24 protein-coding genes and 1 other annotated feature are annotated in these 23,787 nt (G+C 50.9%); of the genes, 23 read left to right on the top strand and 1 reads right to left on the bottom strand.

Annotated elements, in window-relative coordinates:
* Positions 1-6: 6 nt before the first annotated feature.
* A complete protein-coding gene (locus C7E00_RS07850) occupies positions 7-1,047 on the bottom strand; it encodes an ABC transporter substrate-binding protein (protein ID WP_105303768.1) in 1,041 nt (346 codons plus the stop codon).
* Between the two features lie 146 nt (positions 1,048-1,193).
* Positions 1,194-1,399, top strand: a binding site (T-box leader).
* Between the two features lie 39 nt (positions 1,400-1,438).
* Between C7E00_RS07850 and alaS the strand changes: the two genes are divergently transcribed.
* The 23 genes from alaS (at position 1,439) to C7E00_RS07735 (ending at position 22,973) form a co-directional block, all read left to right on the top strand.
* Positions 1,439-4,084 carry an alanine--tRNA ligase gene (gene alaS / locus C7E00_RS07845; RefSeq protein WP_105304902.1) on the top strand — a complete coding sequence of 882 codons (2,646 nt, stop codon included), beginning with the start codon at positions 1,439-1,441 and terminating at the stop codon, positions 4,082-4,084.
* Between the two features lie 136 nt (positions 4,085-4,220).
* Positions 4,221-4,496: an IreB family regulatory phosphoprotein gene (locus tag C7E00_RS07840; protein ID WP_105304901.1), complete on the top strand. Its 276-nt coding sequence runs from the start codon at positions 4,221-4,223 to the stop codon at positions 4,494-4,496.
* The gene (ruvX, locus tag C7E00_RS07835) at positions 4,493-4,906 is read left to right on the top strand and encodes a Holliday junction resolvase RuvX (RefSeq protein ID WP_105303767.1); all 414 of its coding nucleotides are present in this window, start codon (positions 4,493-4,495) and stop codon (positions 4,904-4,906) included. The genes C7E00_RS07840 and ruvX overlap by 4 nt, the downstream gene beginning before the upstream one ends.
* Positions 4,907-4,958: 52 nt before the next feature.
* Complete coding sequence (locus C7E00_RS07830; protein ID WP_105303766.1) at positions 4,959-5,222, top strand: DUF1292 domain-containing protein; 264 nt, start codon at positions 4,959-4,961, stop codon at positions 5,220-5,222.
* Complete coding sequence (mltG, locus tag C7E00_RS07825; protein ID WP_105303765.1) at positions 5,209-6,318, top strand: endolytic transglycosylase MltG; 1,110 nt, start codon at positions 5,209-5,211, stop codon at positions 6,316-6,318. The genes C7E00_RS07830 and mltG overlap by 14 nt, the downstream gene beginning before the upstream one ends.
* A complete protein-coding gene (locus C7E00_RS07820) occupies positions 6,315-6,788 on the top strand; it encodes an NUDIX hydrolase (protein ID WP_105303764.1) in 474 nt (157 codons plus the stop codon). Before mltG ends, C7E00_RS07820 begins: the two co-directional genes overlap by 4 nt.
* On the top strand, positions 6,785-7,414 hold the full coding sequence (udk, locus tag C7E00_RS07815) for a uridine kinase (protein ID WP_105303763.1): 630 nt from the start codon (positions 6,785-6,787) through the stop codon (positions 7,412-7,414). The genes C7E00_RS07820 and udk overlap by 4 nt, the downstream gene beginning before the upstream one ends.
* Before the next feature lie 30 nt (positions 7,415-7,444).
* Complete coding sequence (greA, locus tag C7E00_RS07810; RefSeq protein WP_105303762.1) at positions 7,445-7,918, top strand: transcription elongation factor GreA; 474 nt, start codon at positions 7,445-7,447, stop codon at positions 7,916-7,918.
* A 49-nt stretch (positions 7,919-7,967) separates the two neighbouring features.
* On the top strand, positions 7,968-8,444 hold the full coding sequence (locus C7E00_RS07805; RefSeq protein ID WP_105303761.1) for a ComEA family DNA-binding protein: 477 nt from the start codon (positions 7,968-7,970) through the stop codon (positions 8,442-8,444).
* Positions 8,441-10,354, top strand: a complete 1,914-nt coding sequence (locus tag C7E00_RS07800) for a ComEC/Rec2 family competence protein (protein ID WP_105303760.1) — start codon at positions 8,441-8,443, stop codon at positions 10,352-10,354. Before C7E00_RS07805 ends, C7E00_RS07800 begins: the two co-directional genes overlap by 4 nt.
* 10 nt (positions 10,355-10,364) lie before the next feature.
* On the top strand, positions 10,365-11,357 hold the full coding sequence (gene holA, locus C7E00_RS07795; protein WP_105303759.1) for a DNA polymerase III subunit delta: 993 nt from the start codon (positions 10,365-10,367) through the stop codon (positions 11,355-11,357).
* Positions 11,347-11,841: a DNA-deoxyinosine glycosylase gene (locus tag C7E00_RS07790; protein ID WP_105303758.1), complete on the top strand. Its 495-nt coding sequence runs from the start codon at positions 11,347-11,349 to the stop codon at positions 11,839-11,841. Before holA ends, C7E00_RS07790 begins: the two co-directional genes overlap by 11 nt.
* Positions 11,822-14,005 (top strand): peptidase U32 family protein, encoded by a 2,184-nt coding sequence (locus tag C7E00_RS07785; protein WP_167836520.1) that lies wholly within the window; start codon positions 11,822-11,824, stop codon positions 14,003-14,005. Before C7E00_RS07790 ends, C7E00_RS07785 begins: the two co-directional genes overlap by 20 nt.
* Positions 13,992-14,384, top strand: a complete 393-nt coding sequence (mscL, locus tag C7E00_RS07780; protein WP_239928546.1) for a large conductance mechanosensitive channel protein MscL — start codon at positions 13,992-13,994, stop codon at positions 14,382-14,384. The genes C7E00_RS07785 and mscL overlap by 14 nt, the downstream gene beginning before the upstream one ends.
* Positions 14,385-14,467: 83 nt before the next feature.
* The gene (locus C7E00_RS07775) at positions 14,468-17,419 is read left to right on the top strand and encodes an AAA family ATPase (RefSeq protein ID WP_105303755.1); all 2,952 of its coding nucleotides are present in this window, start codon (positions 14,468-14,470) and stop codon (positions 17,417-17,419) included.
* The gene (gene ftsY / locus C7E00_RS07770; protein ID WP_105303754.1) at positions 17,416-18,390 is read left to right on the top strand and encodes a signal recognition particle-docking protein FtsY; all 975 of its coding nucleotides are present in this window, start codon (positions 17,416-17,418) and stop codon (positions 18,388-18,390) included. Before C7E00_RS07775 ends, ftsY begins: the two co-directional genes overlap by 4 nt.
* Complete coding sequence (gene ylxM / locus C7E00_RS07765; RefSeq protein WP_105303753.1) at positions 18,383-18,718, top strand: YlxM family DNA-binding protein; 336 nt, start codon at positions 18,383-18,385, stop codon at positions 18,716-18,718. The genes ftsY and ylxM overlap by 8 nt, the downstream gene beginning before the upstream one ends.
* Entirely contained in the window at positions 18,711-19,907 is a 1,197-nt protein-coding gene (locus C7E00_RS07760) for an acetate kinase (RefSeq protein WP_105303752.1), read from the top strand. Before ylxM ends, C7E00_RS07760 begins: the two co-directional genes overlap by 8 nt.
* A 1-nt stretch (position 19,908) precedes the next feature.
* Positions 19,909-20,856 (top strand): DHH family phosphoesterase, encoded by a 948-nt coding sequence (locus tag C7E00_RS07755; RefSeq protein WP_105303751.1) that lies wholly within the window; start codon positions 19,909-19,911, stop codon positions 20,854-20,856.
* Between the two features lie 82 nt (positions 20,857-20,938).
* Complete coding sequence (locus tag C7E00_RS07750; protein ID WP_105303750.1) at positions 20,939-21,220, top strand: HU family DNA-binding protein; 282 nt, start codon at positions 20,939-20,941, stop codon at positions 21,218-21,220.
* A 118-nt stretch (positions 21,221-21,338) separates the two neighbouring features.
* Positions 21,339-21,710: a helix-turn-helix domain-containing protein gene (locus C7E00_RS07745; RefSeq protein ID WP_105303749.1), complete on the top strand. Its 372-nt coding sequence runs from the start codon at positions 21,339-21,341 to the stop codon at positions 21,708-21,710.
* 141 nt (positions 21,711-21,851) lie between these two features.
* Entirely contained in the window at positions 21,852-22,049 is a 198-nt protein-coding gene (locus tag C7E00_RS07740) for a hypothetical protein (RefSeq protein ID WP_135358190.1), read from the top strand.
* A gap of 546 nt (positions 22,050-22,595) precedes the next feature.
* A complete protein-coding gene (locus C7E00_RS07735) occupies positions 22,596-22,973 on the top strand; it encodes a TFIIB-type zinc finger domain-containing protein (protein ID WP_135358189.1) in 378 nt (125 codons plus the stop codon).
* Positions 22,974-23,787 lie beyond the last annotated feature (814 nt).

The following is a 23,787-nucleotide window of genomic DNA, read 5'->3' as shown; positions in this document are numbered from 1 at the left end:
TCCGAATCAGCCCTCGTAAGCAGTGTAATCATCCGGAACCGTGATTCCGTATGCTTCGCAGCGATCTGCTGCATATTTCTTGACCGGGTTCTGATAGTATTCAATCGGCATCGTGCTGATATCGGATTCTCCCGTCAGGATCCTGACTGCCATCTTTCCGGTCGTAACGCCGAGTTCATAGTAGTCAATCGTCAGGGAAGCAATTCCGCAGCCGCTCATGATTCCTTCTTCCCCAGCGATGATCGGGGTCTTGGATTCCGAAGCGACGTTGTTGATGGATTCTGCGCAGGAAGCAGCGGTATTGTCAGTCGGAATATAGAGGGCATCATTCTCCGAGCAGGCAGATCTGGTCACGGATGCGACATCGTTGGAGTCCGTGAAAGTGTAGATCGTTACCGTCTTGCCAGCAGCTTCCAGAGCCTTCTGGACAACGTTTGCCTGATAGACGGAGTTTGCTTCAGCCGAGCAGTAGAGGATGCCGATCTTCGTCGCATCCGGAAGCAGTTCATCAAACATTGCGGCCTGCTGATCCAGAGGTGCCAGATCAGAAGTACCGGAAATATTGCCGCCGACGGTTCCGCTGAAATCGGAAATGCCGAGTGCTGTTCCGTATTCGGTTACGGAAGTTCCGAGAATCGGAATCGTATTGGTTGCGGCAGCTGCTGCCTGCAGGGCAGGGGTCGCATTGGCCATGATCAGATCGACGCCTTCGGTGACGAACTGGTTGGCAATGGTCGTGCAGGTTGCCGAATCGCCGGCTGCGTTCTGCACATCGAACGTGACTGCATCTTCGCCGAGTTCCGCTTTGACTTCATCCTGGAAGCCCTGGGTAGCCGCATCGAGAGCCTCATGCTGAACAAGCTGAACGATACCGATCGTATACGTTTTTCCAGTCGTGTCTGCAGCTGCTGCCGAAGCAGAAGCTGCAGGTGCTTCAGAAGCTGCAGCAGAAGCAGCTGCGGCAGTGGCGGAGGAGGCGGAAGAACCGCATCCAGCAAGGCTCGTACAGAGTATGGAGCTCAGTAATGCTGCTGTAAATTTCTTCATAGTTTTCATTCCCCTTACTGTAATTTCTTACAATATATGAAATATATTGCATCCTATGCATTTCGTCAATCGAAAAGTCCTGGGAACTGCCTGGTTTCCGGCATGATTTCTGCTTTCTTTGAAAATCGTTTCGTGATAGGATATGCAGGAACTCAGTGAAGAAGACAAGTAATATGCGCAGGTCCTAAGAAGAGAGAAAGCGGTCGGTGGAAGCTTTCAGGGAGGCGGATACGAAGCTGCTTCGGAGAGGCATCCAATCCATGCCGCGGGATCGGCGTTATGATCAGAATCAAGTGCATGTTCCTTCCTGGAACATGAATCAGGATGGTACCGCGTGAAGAGCGTTCCTGCAGAGATTTCTGCAGGTTTTTTATTTCATCAGGAGGAAGATATGAGCGAAACAAGAAAAGTACCGACGGGAAATCAGGTGCGTCAGATGTTCCTGGATTTCTTTGCCCAGAAGGGATTCCAGGTTGAGCCGAGTGCCAGCCTGATCCCGCACAATGATCCGACGCTGCTCTGGATCAATGCAGGGGTTTCTACCCTGAAGAAGTATTTTGACGGAACTGAGAAACCGAAGTGCAACCGCATCGTCAATGCCCAGAAATGCATTCGCACGAATGACATTGAGAATGTCGGCCGTACTTCCAGACATCTGACGATGTTCGAGATGCTCGGCGATTTCTCGATCGGAGACTTCTTCAAGAAAGAAGCGATTCCGTGGGCATGGGAATTTTTGACCTCGAAAGACTGGATCGGATTCGATCCGGAGCGTCTGTATGTCACGGTCTATCCGGATGATCAGGAAGCGTATGACATCTGGGTGAAAACCGGCATGAATCCGAAGCATATCCATAAGTCCATGGATAACTTCTGGGAAATCGGCAGAGGACCTGGCGGACCGGATACCGAGATCTATTACGACCGCGGCGAGAAGTATGATCCGGATCATATCGGAGAGAAGCTGTTCTTCGAAGACATCGACAATGACCGTTACATCGAAGTATGGAACATCGTCTTCTCGCAGTATGACTGCCGTCCTGGCGAAGTTCCGCGTACCGAGTACAAGGAACTGCCGCAGAAGAACATCGATACCGGCATGGGCCTGGAACGTCTGGTATGCCTTGTGCAGGACAAGGAAACCAACTTCGATACCGACCTCTTCATGCCGATCATCGAAGCAACCGAAAAATTCGCAAAGCATCCGTATTCCGATCCGGAATACAAGATGGCTTACCGGGTCATCGCTGACCATATCCGTACAGTGACATTCGCGATTGCGGATGGTGCGATGTTCTCAAATGAAGGCAGAGGCTATGTGCTCCGCAGAGTGCTGCGCAGAGCCGTGCGCTATGGCATCAAGCTCGGCATTGAAGGCTCGTTCATGTACAAGCTCGTGCAGGTAGCTGCTGATGCCATGAAGGACTACTACGGCTATGTCGAAGAGAAGGTTCCGCTGATTGAGAAGCTCGTGAAGAACGAAGAAGAGTCCTTCCACCGCACGCTTGCCAATGGCGAGACGCTGCTGCAGGAAGCTCTGAAGGAACATGCAGACACGAAGAACCTGCCGGGTGAAGTCGTATTCCGTCTCTATGATACGTACGGCTATCCGAAAGAGCTGACGGCTGAAATTGCAGAAGATGCCGGCTATACGGTAGACGAAGCGGGCTTCGACAAAGAGATGGCAGCCCAGAAGCAGCGGGCAAGAGATGCGCGCGGCGAGCTGCAGTCCATGCATGGTCAGTCCGAGGATCTGATGGACTTCATTGAAGAATCTGAGTTTACCGGCTACACGGATCGTACCTGCAAGGGCAAGGTCATCGGCCTGTTCCGCAATGGCGTGAAGGTAGATGAACTCGAAGGAGAGGGTGATGTCATTCTCTCCAGTACCTGCTTCTATGCAGAATCCGGCGGCCAGTGCGCAGATACCGGAAAGATCTGGAATGATCTGTTCCACGCCGATGTCACCGATGTGAAGAAAGCACCGCACAAGCAGCCGCTGCATCACATCGAGAATGTCGAAGGAACGCTGCACCTCGGCGATGAGGTAGAAGGTGCCTATGACTATGAAGCACGTCAGAAGACTCGTGCGAACCACAGCTGCCTGCATCTGCTGCAGGCAGCATTGAGAGAGGTGCTCGGCAGCCATATTGCTCAGGCTGGTTCCTACAACTGCCCGGATTATGCCCGTTTCGACTTCACGCATTTCGAGAAGCCGACGGCTGAGCAGCTGAAGAAGGTCGAAGAGATCGTCAACGAGAAGATCCAGGAAGATATTCCGGTTACCACAGAAGTGCTGCCGATCGAGGAAGCCCGCAAGACCGGTGCTACGGCACTGTTTGATGAGAAGTACGGAGACTTCGTAAGAGTTGTTTCCATGGGTGATTTCTCCAAGGAATTCTGCGGCGGCACGCATGTATCGAATACCGGCGATCTCGGCGTGTTCCGGATCATCAGCGAAGAGTCCGTCGGTTCCGGCATCCGCCGTATTACGTGCGAGACGAAGATGAAGGCATATGAAGACTTCCGCAGAGAACAGGATTACCTCGATGATACAGCAGCGATCCTGAAGATGAAGAACTGGGAAGGCCTGCAGGAGCGCATTCAGAAGCTGCTTGATGAGAATGCCGAGCTGAAGAAGGAAGTGGCTGCTGAGAAGCAGAAAGCAATGCTGGCGGATGCCGATGCACAGCTTTCGAAGAAGGAATCCATCTCCGGTCTGGAAGTTCTGATCCTGAAGCAGAAGGATATGGAAACCGGCGGAATGAAGGACTATGCCGAGGCGCTGCGCAACAAGATGCAGAATGGCATCGTGTTCCTGGCCAATGAAGGTGCTGGCAAAGTGACATTTGTCTGTGCCTGCAGCAAGGCTGCAATTGCCAAGGGCCTCAAGGCCGGCGATCTCGTGAAGGCGGCTGCTCAGCTGACCGGCGGCAATGGCGGCGGACGTCCGGACATGGCTCAGGCTGGCGGCAGAGATGTTTCGAAGCTCGATGCTGCGATTGAAGAAGTACGCAAGAGAATTCAGAACGCCTGAGAGAAAACAGAAGATCAGAAAGGGAAGCGAAGCAATTCGCTTCCCTTTCTGCGTTGGTACCCTCTCCGGAAGCGTTGTTTTCGGATATACTTTTCGTGTCTTTTGCTCTAAAATGAGGAAGAGCGAGGTGATTCCCATGACAAAGAATGATATTTCTCCGACAGTCAGTTTTGATGCAGATCAGATCCGGCGTGAAAATATCCGTCAGGTGCTGCTTCTGGTGCAGGAGGCACTCGAGGAGAGGGGATACAATGCGATCAACCAGCTGGCTGGCTATCTGATTTCTAATGATCCTGCTTATATTTCCAGCCATAAGAATGCCCGCAGCATCATCCAGTCGGTGGAGCGGCATGAAATCATTGAAGAGCTGGTCCGTTTCTATCTGGAAGAAAACGGAAAGAACAAGGAATGAAGTATCTCGGACTGGATCTCGGCAGTGTTACCTGCGGGGTCTCGCGAAGCGAAACGGGCTTCATTGCTGAAACGGTTGAGACGATCCGGTTTCATCCGGATGACTACGATCAGGCCCTCGACAGGATCCTCTCGGTGATTGAGCGGGAAAAGCCGGATATCATCGTCTTAGGGTATCCGCTGCTGGAGAATGGCGATGCTGGCGAACGGGCCCAGATCTGCGAGATTTTCGGAAAGCAGCTCGAGAAAGAATCCGGCATTCCGGTGAAGCTTCAGGATGAGCGTAATACGACCAAGGATTCCGAAGCGATCCTGCTGGAGGCAGATGTATCCCGGAAAAAGCGGAAAAAAGTGATTGACCAGATGGCGGCAGTGCGGATTCTGCAGTATTATCTTGATGCGAATCAGTAAGCAGGCGATGCACCGCCGCCTTTTACGTGATGAAGATACCAGGAGGTAAGGCATGCTGGAAGATGATAAGCGTCTGTTTCTGACAGATGAAGACGGGATTGAACATGAGATGGAGATCGTTCTGACATTTGACAAGAGCGAGACCCGTCACTTTGTTCTGTTCACCGATCCGGATGATGAAAGCGGAACCGTCTATGCCTACAGCTATGAGGCTGATGGCACGATGGAAGAAGTCACCGATCCGGAGGAGATCGAGATGTGCGAGGAAGTGCTCGGAGCCTTCCAGAAAGAAGAAGAGGAAGATGGCGAAGCATAAATCGTCAGGAAAGCGCAGAAAGAAGAGAAGACTCAGAGTCGGCAGACTGATTGTCCTGATCCTGATTCTTTTCATACTGGTGCTCGGCGGGGTCTATGCAAGCTACCGTTCTTCCCTGAAACCGGTCAGCAGCACCGGGGAAGATGTCGTGTTCACCGTGAATTCCGGAGAATCTCTGAAGACGGTCTCTGAGAATCTGCAAAGCGAGAAACTGGTGCGCAATGCGCTGTTTGCAGCTTTCTTTGCTAAGACGAACAATCTCTCCGATGTCAAAGCAGGGGATTATACGCTGAATCCTTCCATGAGTGTCGATGAGATCTTCACGACCCTCAATGATGCGACTGCCGCCATTGCGGATGAAGACAGCGTCACAATCATCGAAGGCGACTGGACGAAGAATGTCGCCCAGAAGATTGCCGAGAAGACGCAGGTATCGGCAGATGATCTGCTGGCATTGTGGAATGATTCGGATTATCTGCATTCGCTGATGGACAAGTATCCGTTTCTGACCGAAGACATCTTCAATGCTGATATCCGTCATAATCTCGAAGGCTATCTCTGCCCGGATACGTATACGTTCTACCGGACGGAAACCGATCCGAAGGTGATCACCGAGAAGATCCTCGATCAGACCCTGGCGGTCTATAACAAATATGCCGATGGGATTGCGTCCAATTCTTATGGTCTCACAATCCATCAGATCTACACGCTCGCTTCGATTGTGCAGTATGAGTCCGGCAATCCGGAAGATATGGCCAAGATTGCCCAGGTGTTCTACAACCGCCTGCAGGATGGCATGGCTCTGCAGAGTTCCGTGACCGTCTGCTATGCGCTGGATGCGGACAGCGGCGAAGACTGGAAACAGTGCGAGTACAATCCGGATGTCGACAGTCCGTACAATACGTATCTCCATACCGGCCTGCCGCCGGGACCGATCGTGAATCCGGGTGAGGATGCGATCCAGGCAGTTCTGAATCCGAACACGGATTATGTCGGCTACTACTATTTCATGGCAGATGTGGATACGGGAACGGTCTACTATGCCAAGACGCTGGAAGAACATAATGCCAATGTGGCATTATACGGGAAAGCATGAAGTGCTCGAGCTGCTGCTATCTGATGGAGAATCACCGCTGGCTGATGCTGTATCGCAACCGCAAGCCGCATGATGTCAATGCCGGCAAGTGGATCGGCGTAGGCGGAAAGCTGGAACCAGGCGAGACCATGCGGCAGTGCGCGCTGCGGGAAATCAAGGAAGAGACCGGGCTTCTGGCAGAAGATCTCAGATACCGGGGAACGGTCTGGTTCTTCTATGAAGGAACAGAGCCAGAGAAGATCTGGCTCTATACCGGAGAAGAGTTTTCCGGAACTCTGAAGGATTGCGACGAAGGAATGCTTGCATGGATCCCGGAAGAAGAATTATCATCGCTCTCACTCTGGGAAGGAGATCGGATCTTTCTGAAGAAGCTGATGGAACAGAATTCCGGCATCTTCTCCCTGGAACTGCATTATGATAGATATGGAACACTTCTAGGCTGGAAGGAAAGAGAGGCAGAACAGGAATGAAGCCGATCATCATCGGAATCGCCGGAGGCAGCGCTTCCGGAAAAACGAGCATCGCACTCAAGATCAAGGATCAGTTCTCGGATCAGAAATCCGTTCTGATCATCCGCCAGGATGACTATTATAAAGACCAGAGCGATAAGCCGATGGAAGAGCGGGTCAAGACGAACTACGACCATCCGTTTGCGTTCGACAACGATCTTCTGCTTCAGCAGATGAATGATCTGATCGCAGGCAGACCGGTAGAGAAGCCGACCTATGACTTCGTGCATCATACACGGGCTGATGTCACGGAAACATGCTATCCGGCAGATGTCATCGTGCTGGAAGGTCTGTTCGTGCTGGAAGATCCGAAGCTGCGCGAAATCGAGAACATCAAGATCTTCGTGGATACGGCTGCCGATATCCGCTTCATCCGCAGGCTGATCCGCGATGTCAAGGAACGCGGAAGAACGCTTGACTCCGTCGTGAATCAGTATGTGAATACCGTTCGGGTCATGCATGATTCGTTCATCGAACCAAGCAAGCGGTATGCGGATCTGATCATTCCGGAAGGCGGCGAAAACACCGTAGCGATCGATCTTCTGAACACAAAAATCAGTAGCATCATTCATCACACCGAGTTATAATGTCAGCGCAGAAAATTCCAGGAGGTCAGAATGGCAGAGAACGAAAATAAGATTTATGTCACGGAAGAGGGCCTGAAGAAACTTCAGGATGAATATGAAAACCTAGTCCATGTCGTACGTGAAGAAGTCAAGGCAGAACTGAAGGAAGCGCGCTCTCTCGGTGACCTTTCCGAAAACGCTGACTATGATGCGGCACGAGATAAGCAGGCTCAGGTTGAAGCCAGAATCACTGATCTCGAAGGCATGCTGAAGAATTATGAGATCATCAACACGAAGGGCGGTTCCCGTCAGGTCAGAATCGGTTCTACCGTCAAACTTCAGTTCCAGGATACGAAGGAAGAAGCGACTTATACGATCGTCGGTTCTACCGAAGCAGATCCGCTGAATGGCAAGCTTTCCAATGAGACTCCTCTTGCAAAGGCAATCATGGACAAGAAGGCTGGTCAGTCGGCAGAAGTCAACGTCAAGAAGCCGTATACCGTCATGATCGTTTCGATCAGCTGACAGGGAATAGCGAGCTTGCAGAACTATAAGACAGGCGGAGGGTTTCTCAATGAAACAGCTGCTTGTCTTTTTTGTGCTTCTGGCAGCACTGATTCCGGGCCATCTTGATCCGATCCGCATCAGCAGTCTGAAGAAGCAGGAAATCACGGTTACCGTCCGGGGAGAAGTGAACGAACCAGGCGAGCTGAAGCTGGCTCCGTATTCGACCGTGCAGGATGCTCTCAACGAAGCCGGTCTGAAGGAAGATGCTGATCTCGGTGCGCTGAATCCGAACACCATTCTGAGCGACCATGATGTGCTTGATATCCCTGCAAAGAAATCCGAAGCAGAACAGCCGCTCATCTCGATCAACACAGCAGATGCCGATACGCTCTGCACGGTTCCCGGCATCGGACCGAAAACCGCGGAGCAGATCGTGAAGTACCGGAACGAAAACGGCTTGTTTTCCTCACTGGAAGACCTGCAGAGCGTCAAGGGCATAGGGCCTTCCAAGTATGAGAAGATGAAGCCCTATCTGAAGCTATGAAGCAGCTTTACAAGTCGGCGCTGACGCTTTCCGTCCTGACAGCAGCAGCTGCCTTTCTGAAAGACAGCTGTCCCTGGTTCATCCTGGTGCTATGCCTGCTGATCTGGCGGAAACGTACTCAGGATCATTCCTGGATCTATGTGCTCCCTGTTCTGATCCTGGTTCTGATTCCGCGCTATGACAGAAAGATGCCTGCCTGGCATACCGGAACTGTCCGGGCGGTGAAGACGCACTACGCCATCGTCCAGAACGGAAATTCGAAGCTGATCGTGAATACTGATGCAGACCTGATCCTTGATTCGAAAATTTCCTTTACCGGCACTCCGCAGCTTCTGGAAGGAACCGGAGGATTCTATTCCTATGACTTTCCGGCTGCCTGCAGAAGGCAGGGGATCTATTATTCGCTGATCTCGGATTCACCAGCCGTGATTCAGGAAAGCAGAAGCCTCCGGGGTCTGGTTCAGAAGAAAGTGCTGGCCATCGAGGATTCCGGAAAGCAGGCCACGCTGCTGCGCATCTTATTCGGCATCCGCAGCGATCAGAAAACGTTTGAAAGCTTTCTCGAAGATACCGGCATTTCTTCCGCGGCAATGCTGTCGCTGCTTTCTATGCTGCTCGGTTTTTTCCTGTTTCCGGAAGAAAAGGATCAGCTGCTGACAGCAGCTGCGTTCGCTTCTGCAGTCTTCTGGCATTTCCCGTATCTTCTGACTCAGCGGCTGATCCTGAGACTTCTGAAGCTTTTCAGAATCCCGTACCGGGAGCGTCTCGGAATCGGTCTGACCCTGAGCATCCTTCTGAATCCATCTGCGGTGCATTCCGCTTCGTTTCTGATTCCGGCAGTCTTTGCGTATGCGTCCTGTCTTTCCGAGCATCCGAAGCAGAGCAGCTTTCTGGCAGGAATGATGATGCAGTCGTGTCTCTTCCATAACGTGAATCCGCTGCAGATGATTCTGCTTAAGAAGCTGTTTCCGCTGCTTGGTGTCTTCCGCATTCTTGCATGGATCGAGCTGCTGACCGGATGGAACCTCTTATGGATCCTTGATCCATTCGATCATGTGCTGAGTTTTCTGAAGATCGCCGATCTTCCCGGCTCGATGCTCGGAGCAGGGCTTCTGCTGTATCTGCTGGCAGCGGCTGTGCTGAAACATCTTCCGCATCCGCGCATGCTTCTCTCGATCCTGTTTCTCTGCTTTCAGATCACCGGTCTGTTCCATCCCTTTGCGGAAGTTTCCTTTCTCAATGTCGGACAGGGGGATTCGATCCTGATCCGGGAAAGTCTGAATCGATGCAATGTGCTGATCGATACCGGAAAGCCTTCTGCCTGGAAAGCAGTCTCTGCTTCGCTGGAAGGAAGAGGCATACGCCGTCTGGATACGTTATTCATCTCGCATCCGGATGAAGATCATAATGGCAATCAGGAACTGATCACGGATACCTATCATCCCAGAAATGTCATAACCGGCCATCATGGTCTCACCGCATGCAGGAACCTCGAGTTTCTCGATCTCAATGAACTGCAGGAGACAGATGAGAACCGCAGCAGCCAGGTGCTGTATCTGAAGCTGAATGGACTGAATTATCTCTTCATGGGCGATGCTGATCAGATTGCGGAACAGGAGATTCTGAAACACTATGATGCCCTGGATTGCGATGTACTGAAGCTTTCTCATCATGGCTCGAAAACCGGAAGTTCGGAAGCATTCCTTAATCAGGCAAAGCCTTTGCTTGCAATCATCTCTGCCGGTTCGTATTCCATCTATCATCATCCTCATCCGGATACCATCCAGAAGCTTCTGGCCAGGCGGATTCCGTTTCTGAATACGCGGACTGCCGGAGAGATCCGGATCCTGTGTCTCGGAAGGTTCAATGTGGTTCTGACGAGCGGCGGCTTGTTCGGAATCCTGCTATAATCTTCGTGACATGATCTATCTTCTTGAAGGAACCGAAACATATCAGCTGGATCAGAAGAAACGCCAGCTTCTGAAAAAAGGAAAGACAGAAGGGGAGAATATCATCGACCTCGACGCTTCTGCCAGAACTTTTTCGCTGGAAGGCGCGCTGAATCAGTGCAGCACGATCTCGTTATTCGGAGAACGCAGAGCAGTGATCCTGAGCGATCCGTATTTTCTGAAGAGCGGAACAAGAGCTGCCGGAAAGAAGAAAACAGGGAAAGACAATTCCGATCTGCTGGAAGCGTACTGCACCGCACCGAACCCCGATACAGATCTCTATCTGATCTGCCGGGGCTTTTCGCCGGATCGCAGAACGAAAGAACTGAAAGTGCTGGAAGCACATGAGAATGAATCAGTGCAGATCTTCCGGTTCCTGAAGCTTTCTCCGCGGGAGCTGAATCAGCGGATCAGCGAGGAACTCCGGAAGAAAGGATATCAGCTGACAGACGATGCGCTGGCTGAGCTGAAAGAGCGGATCAGCGACAGCTATACGGAATTTCTGAAGACGCTCGATAAGATGGATCTCTACGGGAAAAAACAGCTGAACCGGAAAGATATCGAACATCTGGTCAGCCTGAATCCGGATACGAATATCTGGAAGCTCGGAGATTGTTTCCTGTCCCAGGATGCGGCAGGAACCTTCCGGGCGCTTGATACGATGAAGGCCTCCGGCTATCAGGATGTGAGAAGAATCCTGCCGGTGTTTGCGTCCAGGATCCGGAAGATCTATTCCGTGGTCAGATGCTATGAATGCGGGCTTTCCTATGAAGAGATCCGCAAGGTTACCGGGAGCTATTATCCAGATAAAGATCTCGGCCTTGCAAGGGGCAGAAGCAGTGCCTATTTCCTGCGGCTGCTGTCGGAACTGGCTGATCTCGATCAGAGCGGAAAGCGTGGGGAAACAGATCCGTCTATGGAGTTTGATCTGTTCCTGTTGAGGAATCTGAATCATGGTGCATAAGCAGGAAAAAGTCACGCATCCGTTTCCGCCCCTCTGTGATTCAGAGTCCCGGGTGCTGATTCTCGGTTCGTTTCCTTCGGCAGTCTCCAGAGAGCAGGGCTTCTATTACGCCAATCGCACGAACCGCTTCTGGCCGGTGCTGTCAGAAGTATTTGAAGAAGAGATCACTGATCGGGCAGAGTTCTGCCACAGGCATCATCTAGCGCTCTGGGATGTGATTGCATCCTGCACGATTTCCGGCAGCAGCGATGCTTCGATTCATGACGCCGTTCCTAATCCGATTGCAGATCTCGTAAAAGACCTTCCGGTGAAGAAGATCTTCACGACCGGAAAGCTTGCATATCGCCTGTATGAGCGCTATATCGACTGCGGAATTGAAGTGATCGGACTGCCGAGCACGAGCAGTGCCAATGCCAGGATGTCCCTGGAAGACCTTGTTTCAGAATACAGAAAGATCAGAATCTATGCAGAACAGAAAAATTGAACTGCTGGCTCCGGCTGGCAATATGGATGCGCTGAAGGCTGCGGTGGCAGCCGGGTGCGATGCGGTATATCTCGGCAGCACGCTGTTCTCCGCCCGGGCGTTTGCGGGCAATTTCGATCATGATCAGATGATCGAAGCGATCAGGTACTGTCATGATCGCGATGTGCGCGTCTATGTCACGATGAACACGCTGCTGTATGAAACGGAAATCGACAATGCCATGAAAGAAGCGGGCTTCCTGTATGAGCAGGGAGCAGATGCGCTGCTCGTGCAGGACTTCGGCTTGTTCCATCGGCTGCGGATCGAATATCCGGACTTCGAGCTGCACTGCAGCACGCAGATGCATATTCATAATCCTGCCGGATGCGAGTTCATGAAGAAGATGGGCGCTGCCCGGGCAGTCGTTGCCAGAGAGACGCCGATTGAAGTCGTGAAGGAATGCGTGAAGACCGGAATCGACATCGAAGTATTTGCATATGGTGCCATCTGCATCTCCTACAGCGGCCAGTGCCTGATGTCTTCCGCCATCAAGCATCGTTCCGGCAACCGCGGCATGTGCGCCCAGCTCTGCCGGCTCCGCTATGCGCCGGTCAGAGATGGCATTGCAAAGAAAGATCCGGAGGGAGAATATCTGCTTTCTCCGAAGGATCTCAATGTTATCGATAAGATTCCGGAACTCATTGAAGCAGGGGTATGCTCGCTGAAGATCGAAGGAAGAATGAAGCGGCCGGAGTATGTATGGCTGGTGACCAGGACGTTCCGGGAAGCGATTGATGCCTATTATGAAGGCAGAGTATACAAGGTTTCTGAGGAACGGCTGAGACAGCTGATGCTGATGTTCAACCGCGGTTTCTCGGAAGGACATCTGTTCCATGCGGACATGGATGACCGCATGAGCCACTACCGTCCGAATCATCGCGGTGTGGAAATCGGCAGAGTGCTGAAGTATGAGAATAACCGCGTGCAGGTGAAGCTCAGTGCTCCGCTCTACCAGCATGATGGTCTCCGCATTCTGAATGAACCGCATGATACGGGCCTCACCGCAGTGAGGATCTGGAAGAAGGATCTGCTCGTAAATGAGGCAGCTGCCGGGGATGTGGTCTGGCTGGAGTGCAAGTCGCTTCCTCATCCAAGACGCAATCAGCCACTGCAGAAGACCAGTGATTCGCGCTTGCTGGATCTGATTGCGGAAAAGATTCATGATCAGCAGAAGCTCTGCCCGGTTTCGCTGTCATATGAAGCAGAGATCGGAAAGCCGCTGAAGCTGACTGCTTCAGATGGGCGCGGAAATACTGTTTCTGCCTGCTCTGAGCAGATCATTGAAGCTGCTGAGAAAGCGCCGCTGGCAGAAGAAAAACTGAAGAGCAATCTTGCCAAGGCAGGAGAGTTTCCCTATATGCTGTCGGTGTCAGGAACCATGAACGGAAAGATCTTCCTGCCGGTTTCGGTGCTGAATGAGACCAGAAGAAAGGTTCTGAGCAGGCTGCAGGAACAGCGTTTCCATCTGCAGAACAGAGCTGGCCATCAGCCTTATGCCTTCCATCTGGAAGATCCGCATGCCCATACGTATGATCTGCTCGTGGAAGGAGCAGAAGGGATGGAGCTGCCTGAAAACTGCCTTGCGCTGAATGCGAAAAATGAACTTCCGGTTGTCTCGGAAACGGAACATGATAAACTGAAGCTGATTTCCGGTGTGATCCGGGAACCGGGAGCTCTGAATCAGGATCTCAGCCATGTGATCGCAGGCATGAATCTGAATTGCTGCAACTCCTATAGTCTTGCGTTTCTTCTGAATGTTCCCGGGGTTGATTCTGCCATCTTCTCGTCAGAATGCACGAGCGCCGAGATTGAGCGGATTCTCAAGGCTGCAGAAGCCCGCTTCGGATTTGTTCCGGTGACCTACCGGCTGGTATACGGGAGAAGGACTCTGATGTATATCAAGCAGGGATTCATGAACGCGATGCCGGAGTATATGAAAGACATGGAGGGGAGAATCTACCCTCTGTTCCGGAATGGCGATACCGTCGAAGTACTGGAACCTGAGCCGTACTGCTCAGATAATCCGTACTGCAGCGGCAGCTATGTGATCCTCCGGGAAGAGCCGGAAGAAAAGAAAAAGGAGATTATCAGAGAAGCGTATGAAGAAATTCATGAAAGAGTTTAAGGATTTCGCCTTGAAGGGGAATGTCATGGATATGGCAGTCGGCGTGATCATCGGCGCTGCTTTCCAGAGCATCGTGACATCCCTGACGGAAAACATCATCAATCCGATCATCGGTCTTCTGTTCCAGGTGGATTTCAGCCAGGTGGTCATTCACATGGGCAGTGTGGATCTCGGCATCGGTGCCTTCATTTCGGCAGTGATCAACTTCTTCCTGCTCGCACTCGTTCTCTTCATCATCGTGAAGTCGATCAACAAGCTGAACAGTTCTCTGGAAAAAGAGAAGGAAGCAGCTCCTGCTCCATCGCCAGTCAAGAGCGATGAGACCAAGGCTCTGGAAGAAATCATCACCCTGCTGAAGGAACAGCAGAATAAACAGTGAACAGATGCGGCGCAATGCCGCATTGTTCTTTGATCCGAAAAGCCTTTTTGCTATAATTTGATACGGACTTTTAAGGAGATTGAATGTTTTTAAAACGGATTGAAATGCAGGGATTCAAGTCGTTCGCTGACCGGACGGTGATTACCTTTGAGCATCCGATTACCGGCATCGTCGGCCCGAACGGATGCGGCAAGTCGAATATCACCGATGCGGTCCGGTGGGTGCTCGGCGAACAGAGTGCCCGCTCGATGCGCGGCGAGAAAATGAATGATGTCATCTTCTCAGGCTCAGCCGATCGGAAAATGCTGAATATGGCGGAAGTCACGCTGGTCTTCGGAAACGAGAACCACATTCTGAATTCCGATCAGCAGGAACTTGAAGTAACCCGGCGTTTATACAGAGATTCCGGCGATGCGGAGTATCTCATCAACCGCAATAAGGTGAGACTGCGCGATGTCGTGGATCTTTTCATGGATACAGGTCTTGGCAAAGACAGCCTGAGCATCATCTCGCAGGGTAATGTCATCCGCTTTGCCGAAGAAAAGCCTGCTGAACGCCGCGGCATCTTTGAAGAAGCTGCCGGGGTTGCCAAATACAAGAAGCGCAAGCTGGAGTCTCTGTCCAGACTGGAGCGCACGAAAGAGAATCTGGACCGCTGCCAGGATATCCTGGCTGAACTCGAGAAACAAGTCAGTCCGCTGCGCAGACAAGCACGCAAAGCAGAAATCTATCGGGAGAAGAAGAAGCGTCTCGAGGAGATCGAGATCACGGTACTCGTTCAGGATATTGATGAACTGAATGCCCAGGTCGAAGATGCGAAGAATACGCTCTTTGATATTGAATCGAGGTCTGCAATCAGCCAGACGCAGATCCAGGTTTCCGAGACGCAGATTGCCGAGCAGAAAAAAGAGACTTCCCGTCTGGACCGCGAGATCAGTGCGCTGCAGGAGGAGCTGATGAAGGTCGTAGATGCGATCACATCGCTCGAAGCCCGCAAGACGGAGATGGATGAGCGGCGCAAGTATATCATCGAAACCGGCAGCCGCGAGGAGAAAGCAAAAGAGACGAGAGACCTTTTAGCTTCGGCTAAGCAGGAATATGAAGACCGCAAGCAGCGTCTCGATGCGATCAGCCGGGAAATGCAGCTGGACAGCGAGAAGCTGAGACAGCTTGTTCAGAATACGTTTGACCGCAAGTCCGAATATGAACAAGCCATGGGCATGCTGAGATCTCTGCAGAGCCAGCAGGCTTATCTCGAGAACATGCTGAAGGATCCGTTTTCTTCGATGCGGCAGGCCGGAACGAAAGCAGTCATGGACAACCGCAATGCTCTGCATGGCATCCTCGGGGTAGTCGGTCAGGAGATTCATGCGAATGCCGGCTATGAGAATGCAATCAGCGAAGCGCTCGGCGGCGCGATGTACAACATCGTGACTGCAGATGAGCAGGCAGCCAGAGATGCGATCCGTTTTCTGAAGCGCAACAGCTCCGGCCGGGCAACCTTCCTGCCGCTGAATGTGCTGAACCCGCGCTATCTGTCTGAAGAAGCCAAGGTCATCTGCAGCAGCACGAAAGGGTATCTCGGAACGGCAAGCCAGTTTGTGACCTGCGATCCGAAGTTCCAGCCGATCGTGAATGCACTTCTGAACAATGTTCTGGTCGTCGATTCCATGGAGACCGGAAATGAGCTGTCTGCCCTCACGCGGCGTCAGTACAATATCGTGACCACCGACGGCGAAATCATTCACCGGGGCGGTTCCATGACCGGCGGCCGTCTGAAGCACAATACGACTCCGATCACGATTCAGCGCGAAGCAGCTGATATCAGGCAGAAAATTGACAGTCAGACTGCCAGAGCCGAGCTTGCCAGAAAAGCTGCTGAGAAGTCAGAAAGCGATCAGAAGGCTGTCACGGAACGCCTGCAGGCAAATCGTGTCAAGGCCGCTTCGCTTGAACCGGTGGTTGATGCAAAGCAGGCGAAGTACGAGAAGCTGAAGAATGATCTGGCTCTGCTGGAACCGCAGGCTGCTGCCGATCAGCAGCCTGGAGAAGAGCAGCAGGATGATACGGTCACCAGGCTCAACCAGGCTTACAGCCGCAGAGATGAGATCACTTCTGAGATCCGCACGAAGCGCGAGCAGCGGCAGACGCTCAATGCCGAAATCGAGCGCCGGGATCAGCAGCTGAAGCAGATGAGAAAGGACCAGGAGCGGTTTACCGCTTCTGCCAATGCGATCAAGGTTGATCAGGGACGGATCGAGACGAAGATCGAGAACAGCCTTCAGCGGCTGGCCAGCGAGTATCAGCTGACGTATGAATTTGCCAAGACGAAGGTCAGCGATACGAAAGTTGAGAATGCAAGGGAAGAAGTGCTGCAGCTGCGTTCGGATATCGAGCATCTCGGCAATGTCAACATGGAAGCGCCAGAGCAGTTCCAGGAAGTCAATGACCGCTATGAATTCCTGAAGAAGCAGATTGAAGAACTGACGCAGAGCCGTGATAAGATTCTCGCTGCCATCGATGAGATGGATACGGTGATGACGAAGCAGTTCCAGGAAACCTTCGATGCAGTCAACACAGCATTCAATGAGATCTTCCGCGGTCTGTACGGCGGCGGCAAAGCGAAGCTGGTTCTGGAAGATCCTTCGGATATTCTGAATACCGGCATTGATATTGATGCTCAGCCTCCGGGAAAGGCCGTGCAGAACAACATGCTGTTCTCAGGCGGTGAAAAGGCACTGATTGCATTGTGCGTGCTGTTTGCCATCCTGAAAGTGAAGCCGGTGCCGCTGGTCATCCTCGATGAAGTCGAAGCAGCCCTCGACCAGAGCAATGTCGAGCGGTTTGCGCAGTATCTTCATAACTATACCGATCAGACGCAGTTCATCGTCGTCACGCATCGGCCGGGAACCATGGAGAACTGTGATTTGCTGTATGGGGTCACGATGCAGCATCAGGGTGTTTCGCAGATGCTGAAGGTAGAACTGAAAGATGCAGTTGATTTCGCAGATCAGAACAAGGAGGAAACGAAATGAGTTTCTTCGATTCACTGAAAGGAATCTTTTCCAGCAAGGAAAAAGAAGAAAAAGCGGTATATCTCAGCGGATTCAAGAAGTCCAGCGATTCATTCAGCGGTTCGCTGAATCAGCTGAAATACCACTACAAGGGAATCAATGATGACTTCCTCGAGCAGCTCACCATCGTGCTGCTGGAGAGCGATGTCGGCATTGAACTGGCAGACTATATCTGCGAGCAGCTTAGGGACTATGCAAAGAACTACACGAAGCTGACCTTCCGCTGGGCGATGGAATTCGTTGTCAAGACGATGCGCGATATCTATGAAGAGACGCCGGATCAGCCGCCAGTCTATAACGAGAGTGGTCCGACGGTGATCTTCCTGGAAGGGGTCAATGGGTCTGGCAAGACGACAACGGCTGCCAAGCTTGCAAGCATGTATCAGAAACAGGGAAAGAAGACTGCTTTCGTTGCGGCAGATACATTCCGGGCAGGAGCAATCGACCAGCTTGCTGAATGGGGCGAGAGGCTGAATGTTCCAGTCGTCAAAGGCAGAGAAAACGGCGATCCGAGTGCAGCAATTGTCGACGGTACCAGATATGCGAAGGAACATGGCATCGATATCCTGCTCTGCGATACGGCCGGACGTCTGCAGAACAAAGCCGGTCTCATGGCTGAGCTTTCCAAGATGAACCGGGTTGCGGGCAGAGAGATCGAAGGTGCTCCGCATGATACATGGCTGGTGCTCGATGCAACAACCGGACAGAATGGTCTGCATCAGGCCGAGGTCTTCAATGAGGCGACAAACCTGACCGGGCTGATTCTGACGAAGATGGATGGCACCGCCAAAGGCGGCATCATCATCTCGATCAAGCATAAGCTGAAGCTGCCGGTGCTGTATATCGGGCTCGGCGAGAAGCCGGAGGATCTGCGTCCGTTCGATCTGGATTCGTATCTCTACAGCATTTCCGAAGGCCTGCAGGATGCTTGATAAGATTCAGATGAATACGCTGCTGGATTTCTACGGGGGTCTTTTGACTCCGAAGCAGCAGGAGATCTGCCGGTTCTATTACCGGGAGGATCTGTCGCTGACGGAGATTGCAGAACTGCAGCAGGTATCCAGGGCAGCAGTGCATGACAGCATCCGCCGCTGCGAGAAGGAACTGACTCACTATGAGGAGGTTCTGAAGCAGGCGGCTCTCTGGCAGAAGAGAAAAAAACTGTATGATGAAATCGAACATGCACAGAATCGGGAAGAGATTATCCATCTTCTGAATCTGTGCCGGGAAACTGAAGCTGAAGGAGGAAATTATGACTAAAGTTATTGCAGTAAATTCAGGCTCATCTTCATTGAAATTCCAGCTGTTTGACATGCCGTCCGAGACGGTGCTCACATCCGGCCAGGCAGAGCGCATCGGCCAGGATCTGGGTGCGTTCACGATCAAGGTAAACGGAGAAAAGGTCAAGAAGACCCTGCCGCTTCCGGATCATAAGACCGCAGTAGATCTGCTGCTGAAGTCTCTGGTGGAATATCACATCGTCGACTCACTCGAGGAAATCAAGGGTGCCGGCCACCGGATTGTCCAGGGTGGTGCATACTTTGATGGCTCTGTTGTCGTCAATGATGATGTGGTCGAGAAGGTAGATGAGCTCTCTGAACTCGCTCCGCTTCATAACCCAGCTCATCTGGTCTGCTACAAGGCATTCAAGGAAGCTCTGCCTCATATCGGCCACGTATTCGTCTTCGATACTGCATTCCATACCACCATGGGTCCGGAAGCGTTCCTGTTCCCGGTTCCGTATGACTGGTATACCCAGTACAAGATCCGCCGCTATGGTGCACATGGCACTTCGCACTACTATGTCAGCAGAAGATGTGCAGAACTGATGGGAATGGATATCAACCACATGAATCTCATCACCTGCCATCTGGGCAATGGTGCTTCGATCACGGCAATCCGCGATGGCAAGTGCATCAATACTTCCATGGGCCTGACCCCGCTTGGAGGAATCATGATGGGAACCCGTTCCGGCGATATCGATCCGACGGTCGTGTTCTACATGATGAAGAAGCTGAACCTGACTCCGGATCAGATGGATACGATTCTGAACAAGCGTTCCGGCATGCTGGGTGTTTCCGGCATCTCCAGCGATGCGCGTGATATTCAGGCAGCAGTCGAACAGGGCAATGAGCGGGCTATTCTGACCACAGAGCTCTATACCAACCGTGTCATCAATGTGGTCGGCGGCTATTATATGGAACTCGGTCATACGGATGCCATGGTATTCACGGCAGGTCTTGGCGAGAATGACAGCCATACCAGAGAGAGAATCCTGAAGCATCTGGAAGAAGGCATGGGCCTCTCCATCGACTATGAGAAGAATGCTCAGGTTCATGGCACGGAAGCTCTGATTTCCAAGCCGGATTCCAAGGTTGCGGTATGGGTGATCCCGACGAACGAAGAGCTCGTCATCGCCCGTGATACAGTCCGTCTCTTAGGTCTCTGAAATGTTCGGAACACTGCTGAAAGACATTGAGGAAGCAGAAATCATCACGATCTTCCGGCATGAGAATCCCGACTGCGATGCATTCGGGTCCCAGTACGGTCTGAAGAACTGGATTGCGGACAACTGGCCAAGCAAACAGGTACATGCCTGCGGAACGCAATCCTGCGGCAATGGCATCTGGCCGGCTCTGGAATCTGTCTCCGATGACACGATCCGGAACAGCCTCGTGATTGTCCTTGATACGGCAAATCAGGAACGCGTCGATGATCAGCGCTATAGCACTGGAAAGAAGATCATCAAGATCGATCATCATCCCGAACGCGATCCGTTCGGAAATGAGCAGTATGTGTATCCTCAGATGGCTGCAACCTGCGAGATTCTTTCGGAATTCTTCCATCAGTGCAGCGATCAGAACGTTTCGAAGCAGACTGCTTCATTTCTCTACAAAGGACTGCTGACCGATACGCTGCGTTTCACGACTTCAAACACGTCTCAGCATACGATGGAAATGGCTGCGTTCCTGACTGGATTCGGTCTTGATATTCCTTCCCTGAACCGGGAGCTCTTTGATGAAGAACTCTGGGAATTCCGCTACCGGAATATGCTGGCGGAGAACATGCAGATGATGGGAGATCATTTTGTCTACTGCATCGTTCCGGAAAAAACCATGCAGGAATGGAATGTCTCTGCTTCCAGAACCAGATCGTTTGTCACGGTATTCGGCAATGTGAGACCGTTTCAGGTCTGGGCGATCTTCACGGAAAAAACCGAAAACGGCATCACGCGGTATGACGGTTCACTGAGATCGAAGACCGTGCGCATCAATGATCTTGCTGAGCAGTACGGAGGCGGCGGTCATCCCAATGCCAGCGGGGTGAAGAATCTGGATGAAAAAATGCTGAAAACCCTTCTGGAAAGCCTTTTTCAAAAAGCTGAACAAGCGTTCTGAATCCGTCTTAACGACAATTGTCAAGTATTGAAATCGCTATTTAACGTGTTAGTATAAATTACGCAATATGGAGGTTAATTCAATGGAAACAGTCAACAAAAAGACCATCACTGAAACCGTCGCTGAAAAGCACAATCTGACAAAGAAAGAAGCAGCTGAGATTGTCGATCTCGTATTCGACACGATGGCTGAAGCACTGAAAGACGGCGGAAGAGTTGATATTTCCGGATTCGGAAAGTTCGAAGTCAAGACCAGAGCTGCACGTACCGGCATCAACCCGCAGACCAAAGAAGCAATTGAAATTCCGGCTTCCAAGATTCCTGGATTCAAGGCATCTAAGGGGCTCAAGGATCTGGTTCGCTAATTGGGTTCGAGTAATAAGGCACTTTGATGAGTGTCTTATTTTTTTTGATGCGAAGTGCAGAATTTAATTATTGCATTAATTGTCGTGCAGAATTTAATTTCTGCATTATAATAATCTTATGAAACAGACTTCATTTTCCATCACGATTTATGATGCAGGAACGGAAGAATATCACAACGCGGAAGAGATGCTGGAGAAAGTCGGCGTAAGGATGGAAGCAATCTACCCGGATGATCGTGAACATCCTGCTTATCTGAAGCTCACGATTGATCCCGCTGCTTATCAGAAAGCAATGAGCCGCAATGCCGGAAGAAAGCAGAAAGCAGTTATGATCAATGGAGAATTCCGGGAGATCAGCGTTGCCGAAGTACGTCAGATGATTCATGAGAAAGGGGCGGATGAAACTGCTGCCTATCTTGGCATCAGCCGCAGGACCATGTACAACCGGCTGAAAGAAGCAGAAGAGATTCATAACGATACCATCTTCTGAAAATGTGAAGTACTGTGATTTTCGGAATCTATGCTATTATGAAAATGACCTTGTGGTATTGGATTCCTCCAGGCATCGTAATATATTGATCAGCTCTTGATTCAAAGCACAGAAATGATCAGAAAAGGAAAGCAGAACCCTATGTATCCGGATCCTAAGATTGACCAGAAAAACGCAATCACGAAGAATGAAGCATTCCAGAAAGAATATGACTCCGGAGTAAATCAGAAACAGGAAACAGATCCTGCGGACTTCAGACAGGGCCAGAGAGACAAGAAAGTGCTTGCAATTGTCCTGGCAGTAATTGCAGTACTGATGATTCTTTCCTGGATCTTCTGACTTTGGACTACACACAGAAAATCTGATTCCGGGAAGGCAATAGGGAGAAGAAAGATGAACGTTGCAAGATATAAGAATGGTGACAGAACTGTCTTCCTGCATGAAGCAGGCGCAATATTTAACTGACTCCATTTTTTGCTTCAGACAGGAACGAGTCAGGATAGATTGATCGGATGAAGACAATTCCGAACGATCTTTTCTTCCTGCTCCGGGATAAGCAGAGAATCGCATCACAATGAAATCTATCTGCATGGAGGATTATGTAATGGAGATCATCATCATTCTGGCTGCCATAGTACTGGCTGCCATCTATTTCCGTTCCAAGGGCAGACACCTGGATCGCATGAATAATAACTATAAGAAAAGCTCAGAAGAATAGGGATTATAGACCTGCCGGATTCGCTCAGGAGTATATAAAATCAGAATTCTCAAAGAGGCTGATGAAATTCCAGCAGAAGGCAATCGCCTGACATGTGGCTGTAAAGAAAATGATTACTTTTTCTGATGGCAGGACTGCAGTCAGAGCAGAGGGGAGGCAGAACCATCATGAACCGCTTCAGAAACAACCCATGTCCGAATTGCGGAGCTGAGCTGAACCAGACTGTTAAGAAAGGTCTGCCAGATGGAAAATACATCTGTCCGGCTTGTCATAAAACATACATTCAGAAACAGAACTGGTTCCGAAACATAGTATATCTGTTTGTGGTTCTCAAGCTGCTGGATATCATTTCAAGAGATCTGGCAGGGGCGCTGCCATTTGCGCTGAACCAGGAGATCACATCCTTCATCATAGAAGCCGCATTAGCAATCATCATCGGCTTGATTCACGCAAAGAATATCGGCATTCTCAGAAAACTCGGGCTGAAAAGGCTTGCTGAAATAGATCCGCAGGAAAAAGCGGAGAATGAGAATTCTGCTTCGTGATTCTTTTCACATTCCCCAAATTGATGCTAGGGGACAGGAACTGAAAAAGTCATTTACCTGAAGACCATTCCAGCAATCATCGAACACTGACTGGTTCAGGCGTCTGCAGCTGAACCGGTCAAAATATCTCACAAATCATTCCTGCCAAGAACGAACCAACAGGAAAGCCCGGAAGCAATGCAATATCAATGACACCAATGTATGCAGAGAACTGTGAATCAGGCATGGTTCATACAGAAAGCTGACGATCTGGGCTGCCGATGAAGAATCATAGTTCTATGCACACTCAGCAGTACCAAAAAACATCTGCTGATCCTGCAATTCCAGAAACTCGGAAAAGTCTGCATCCGCAAAGTACTTAAAGAATCGGCTGATTTCGCAGCTGATGCAGAAGGGCGCTTGTCATCTTGTATTTCTTGCCGAAAATGATCCGCTGCCGGGATCCTGAAATCTTCAGCTGGCTAGTAAATGATATAGGAACATTCCAGTTATGATAGCGAAGTCTGTAAATTATAGAACTTCGCATAATGTATATTATGCAATATTTTTAGATTGGTTTCGAATTGAGTATTTTCCAAATCTATCTTCATCTTGAGCGCCCATATACCAGATTGATATTCCGGATCAATTCATAATCTGATCTGGAATAGATCCGATCGATTCAGCTTCAGAAAATCTGAATTCTCAATTACTGAGACAGGGGCGCAGGAGATATTTCTGGTCAGCAGAGCAGAATGAGTCATGAAAAGAGAATCCGTGCTTCATGCAAGGGGACTGATACCCCTTTATCCCCCCTCCCTGCTTCTTACCTGCA

This window comes from Anaerolactibacter massiliensis (assembly GCF_900290205.1).
In the GTDB taxonomy this organism is placed as follows: domain Bacteria; phylum Bacillota_I; class Bacilli_A; order Erysipelotrichales; family Erysipelotrichaceae; genus Bulleidia; species Bulleidia intestinalis.
This window is presented reverse-complemented; position numbering and strand designations above follow the sequence as displayed.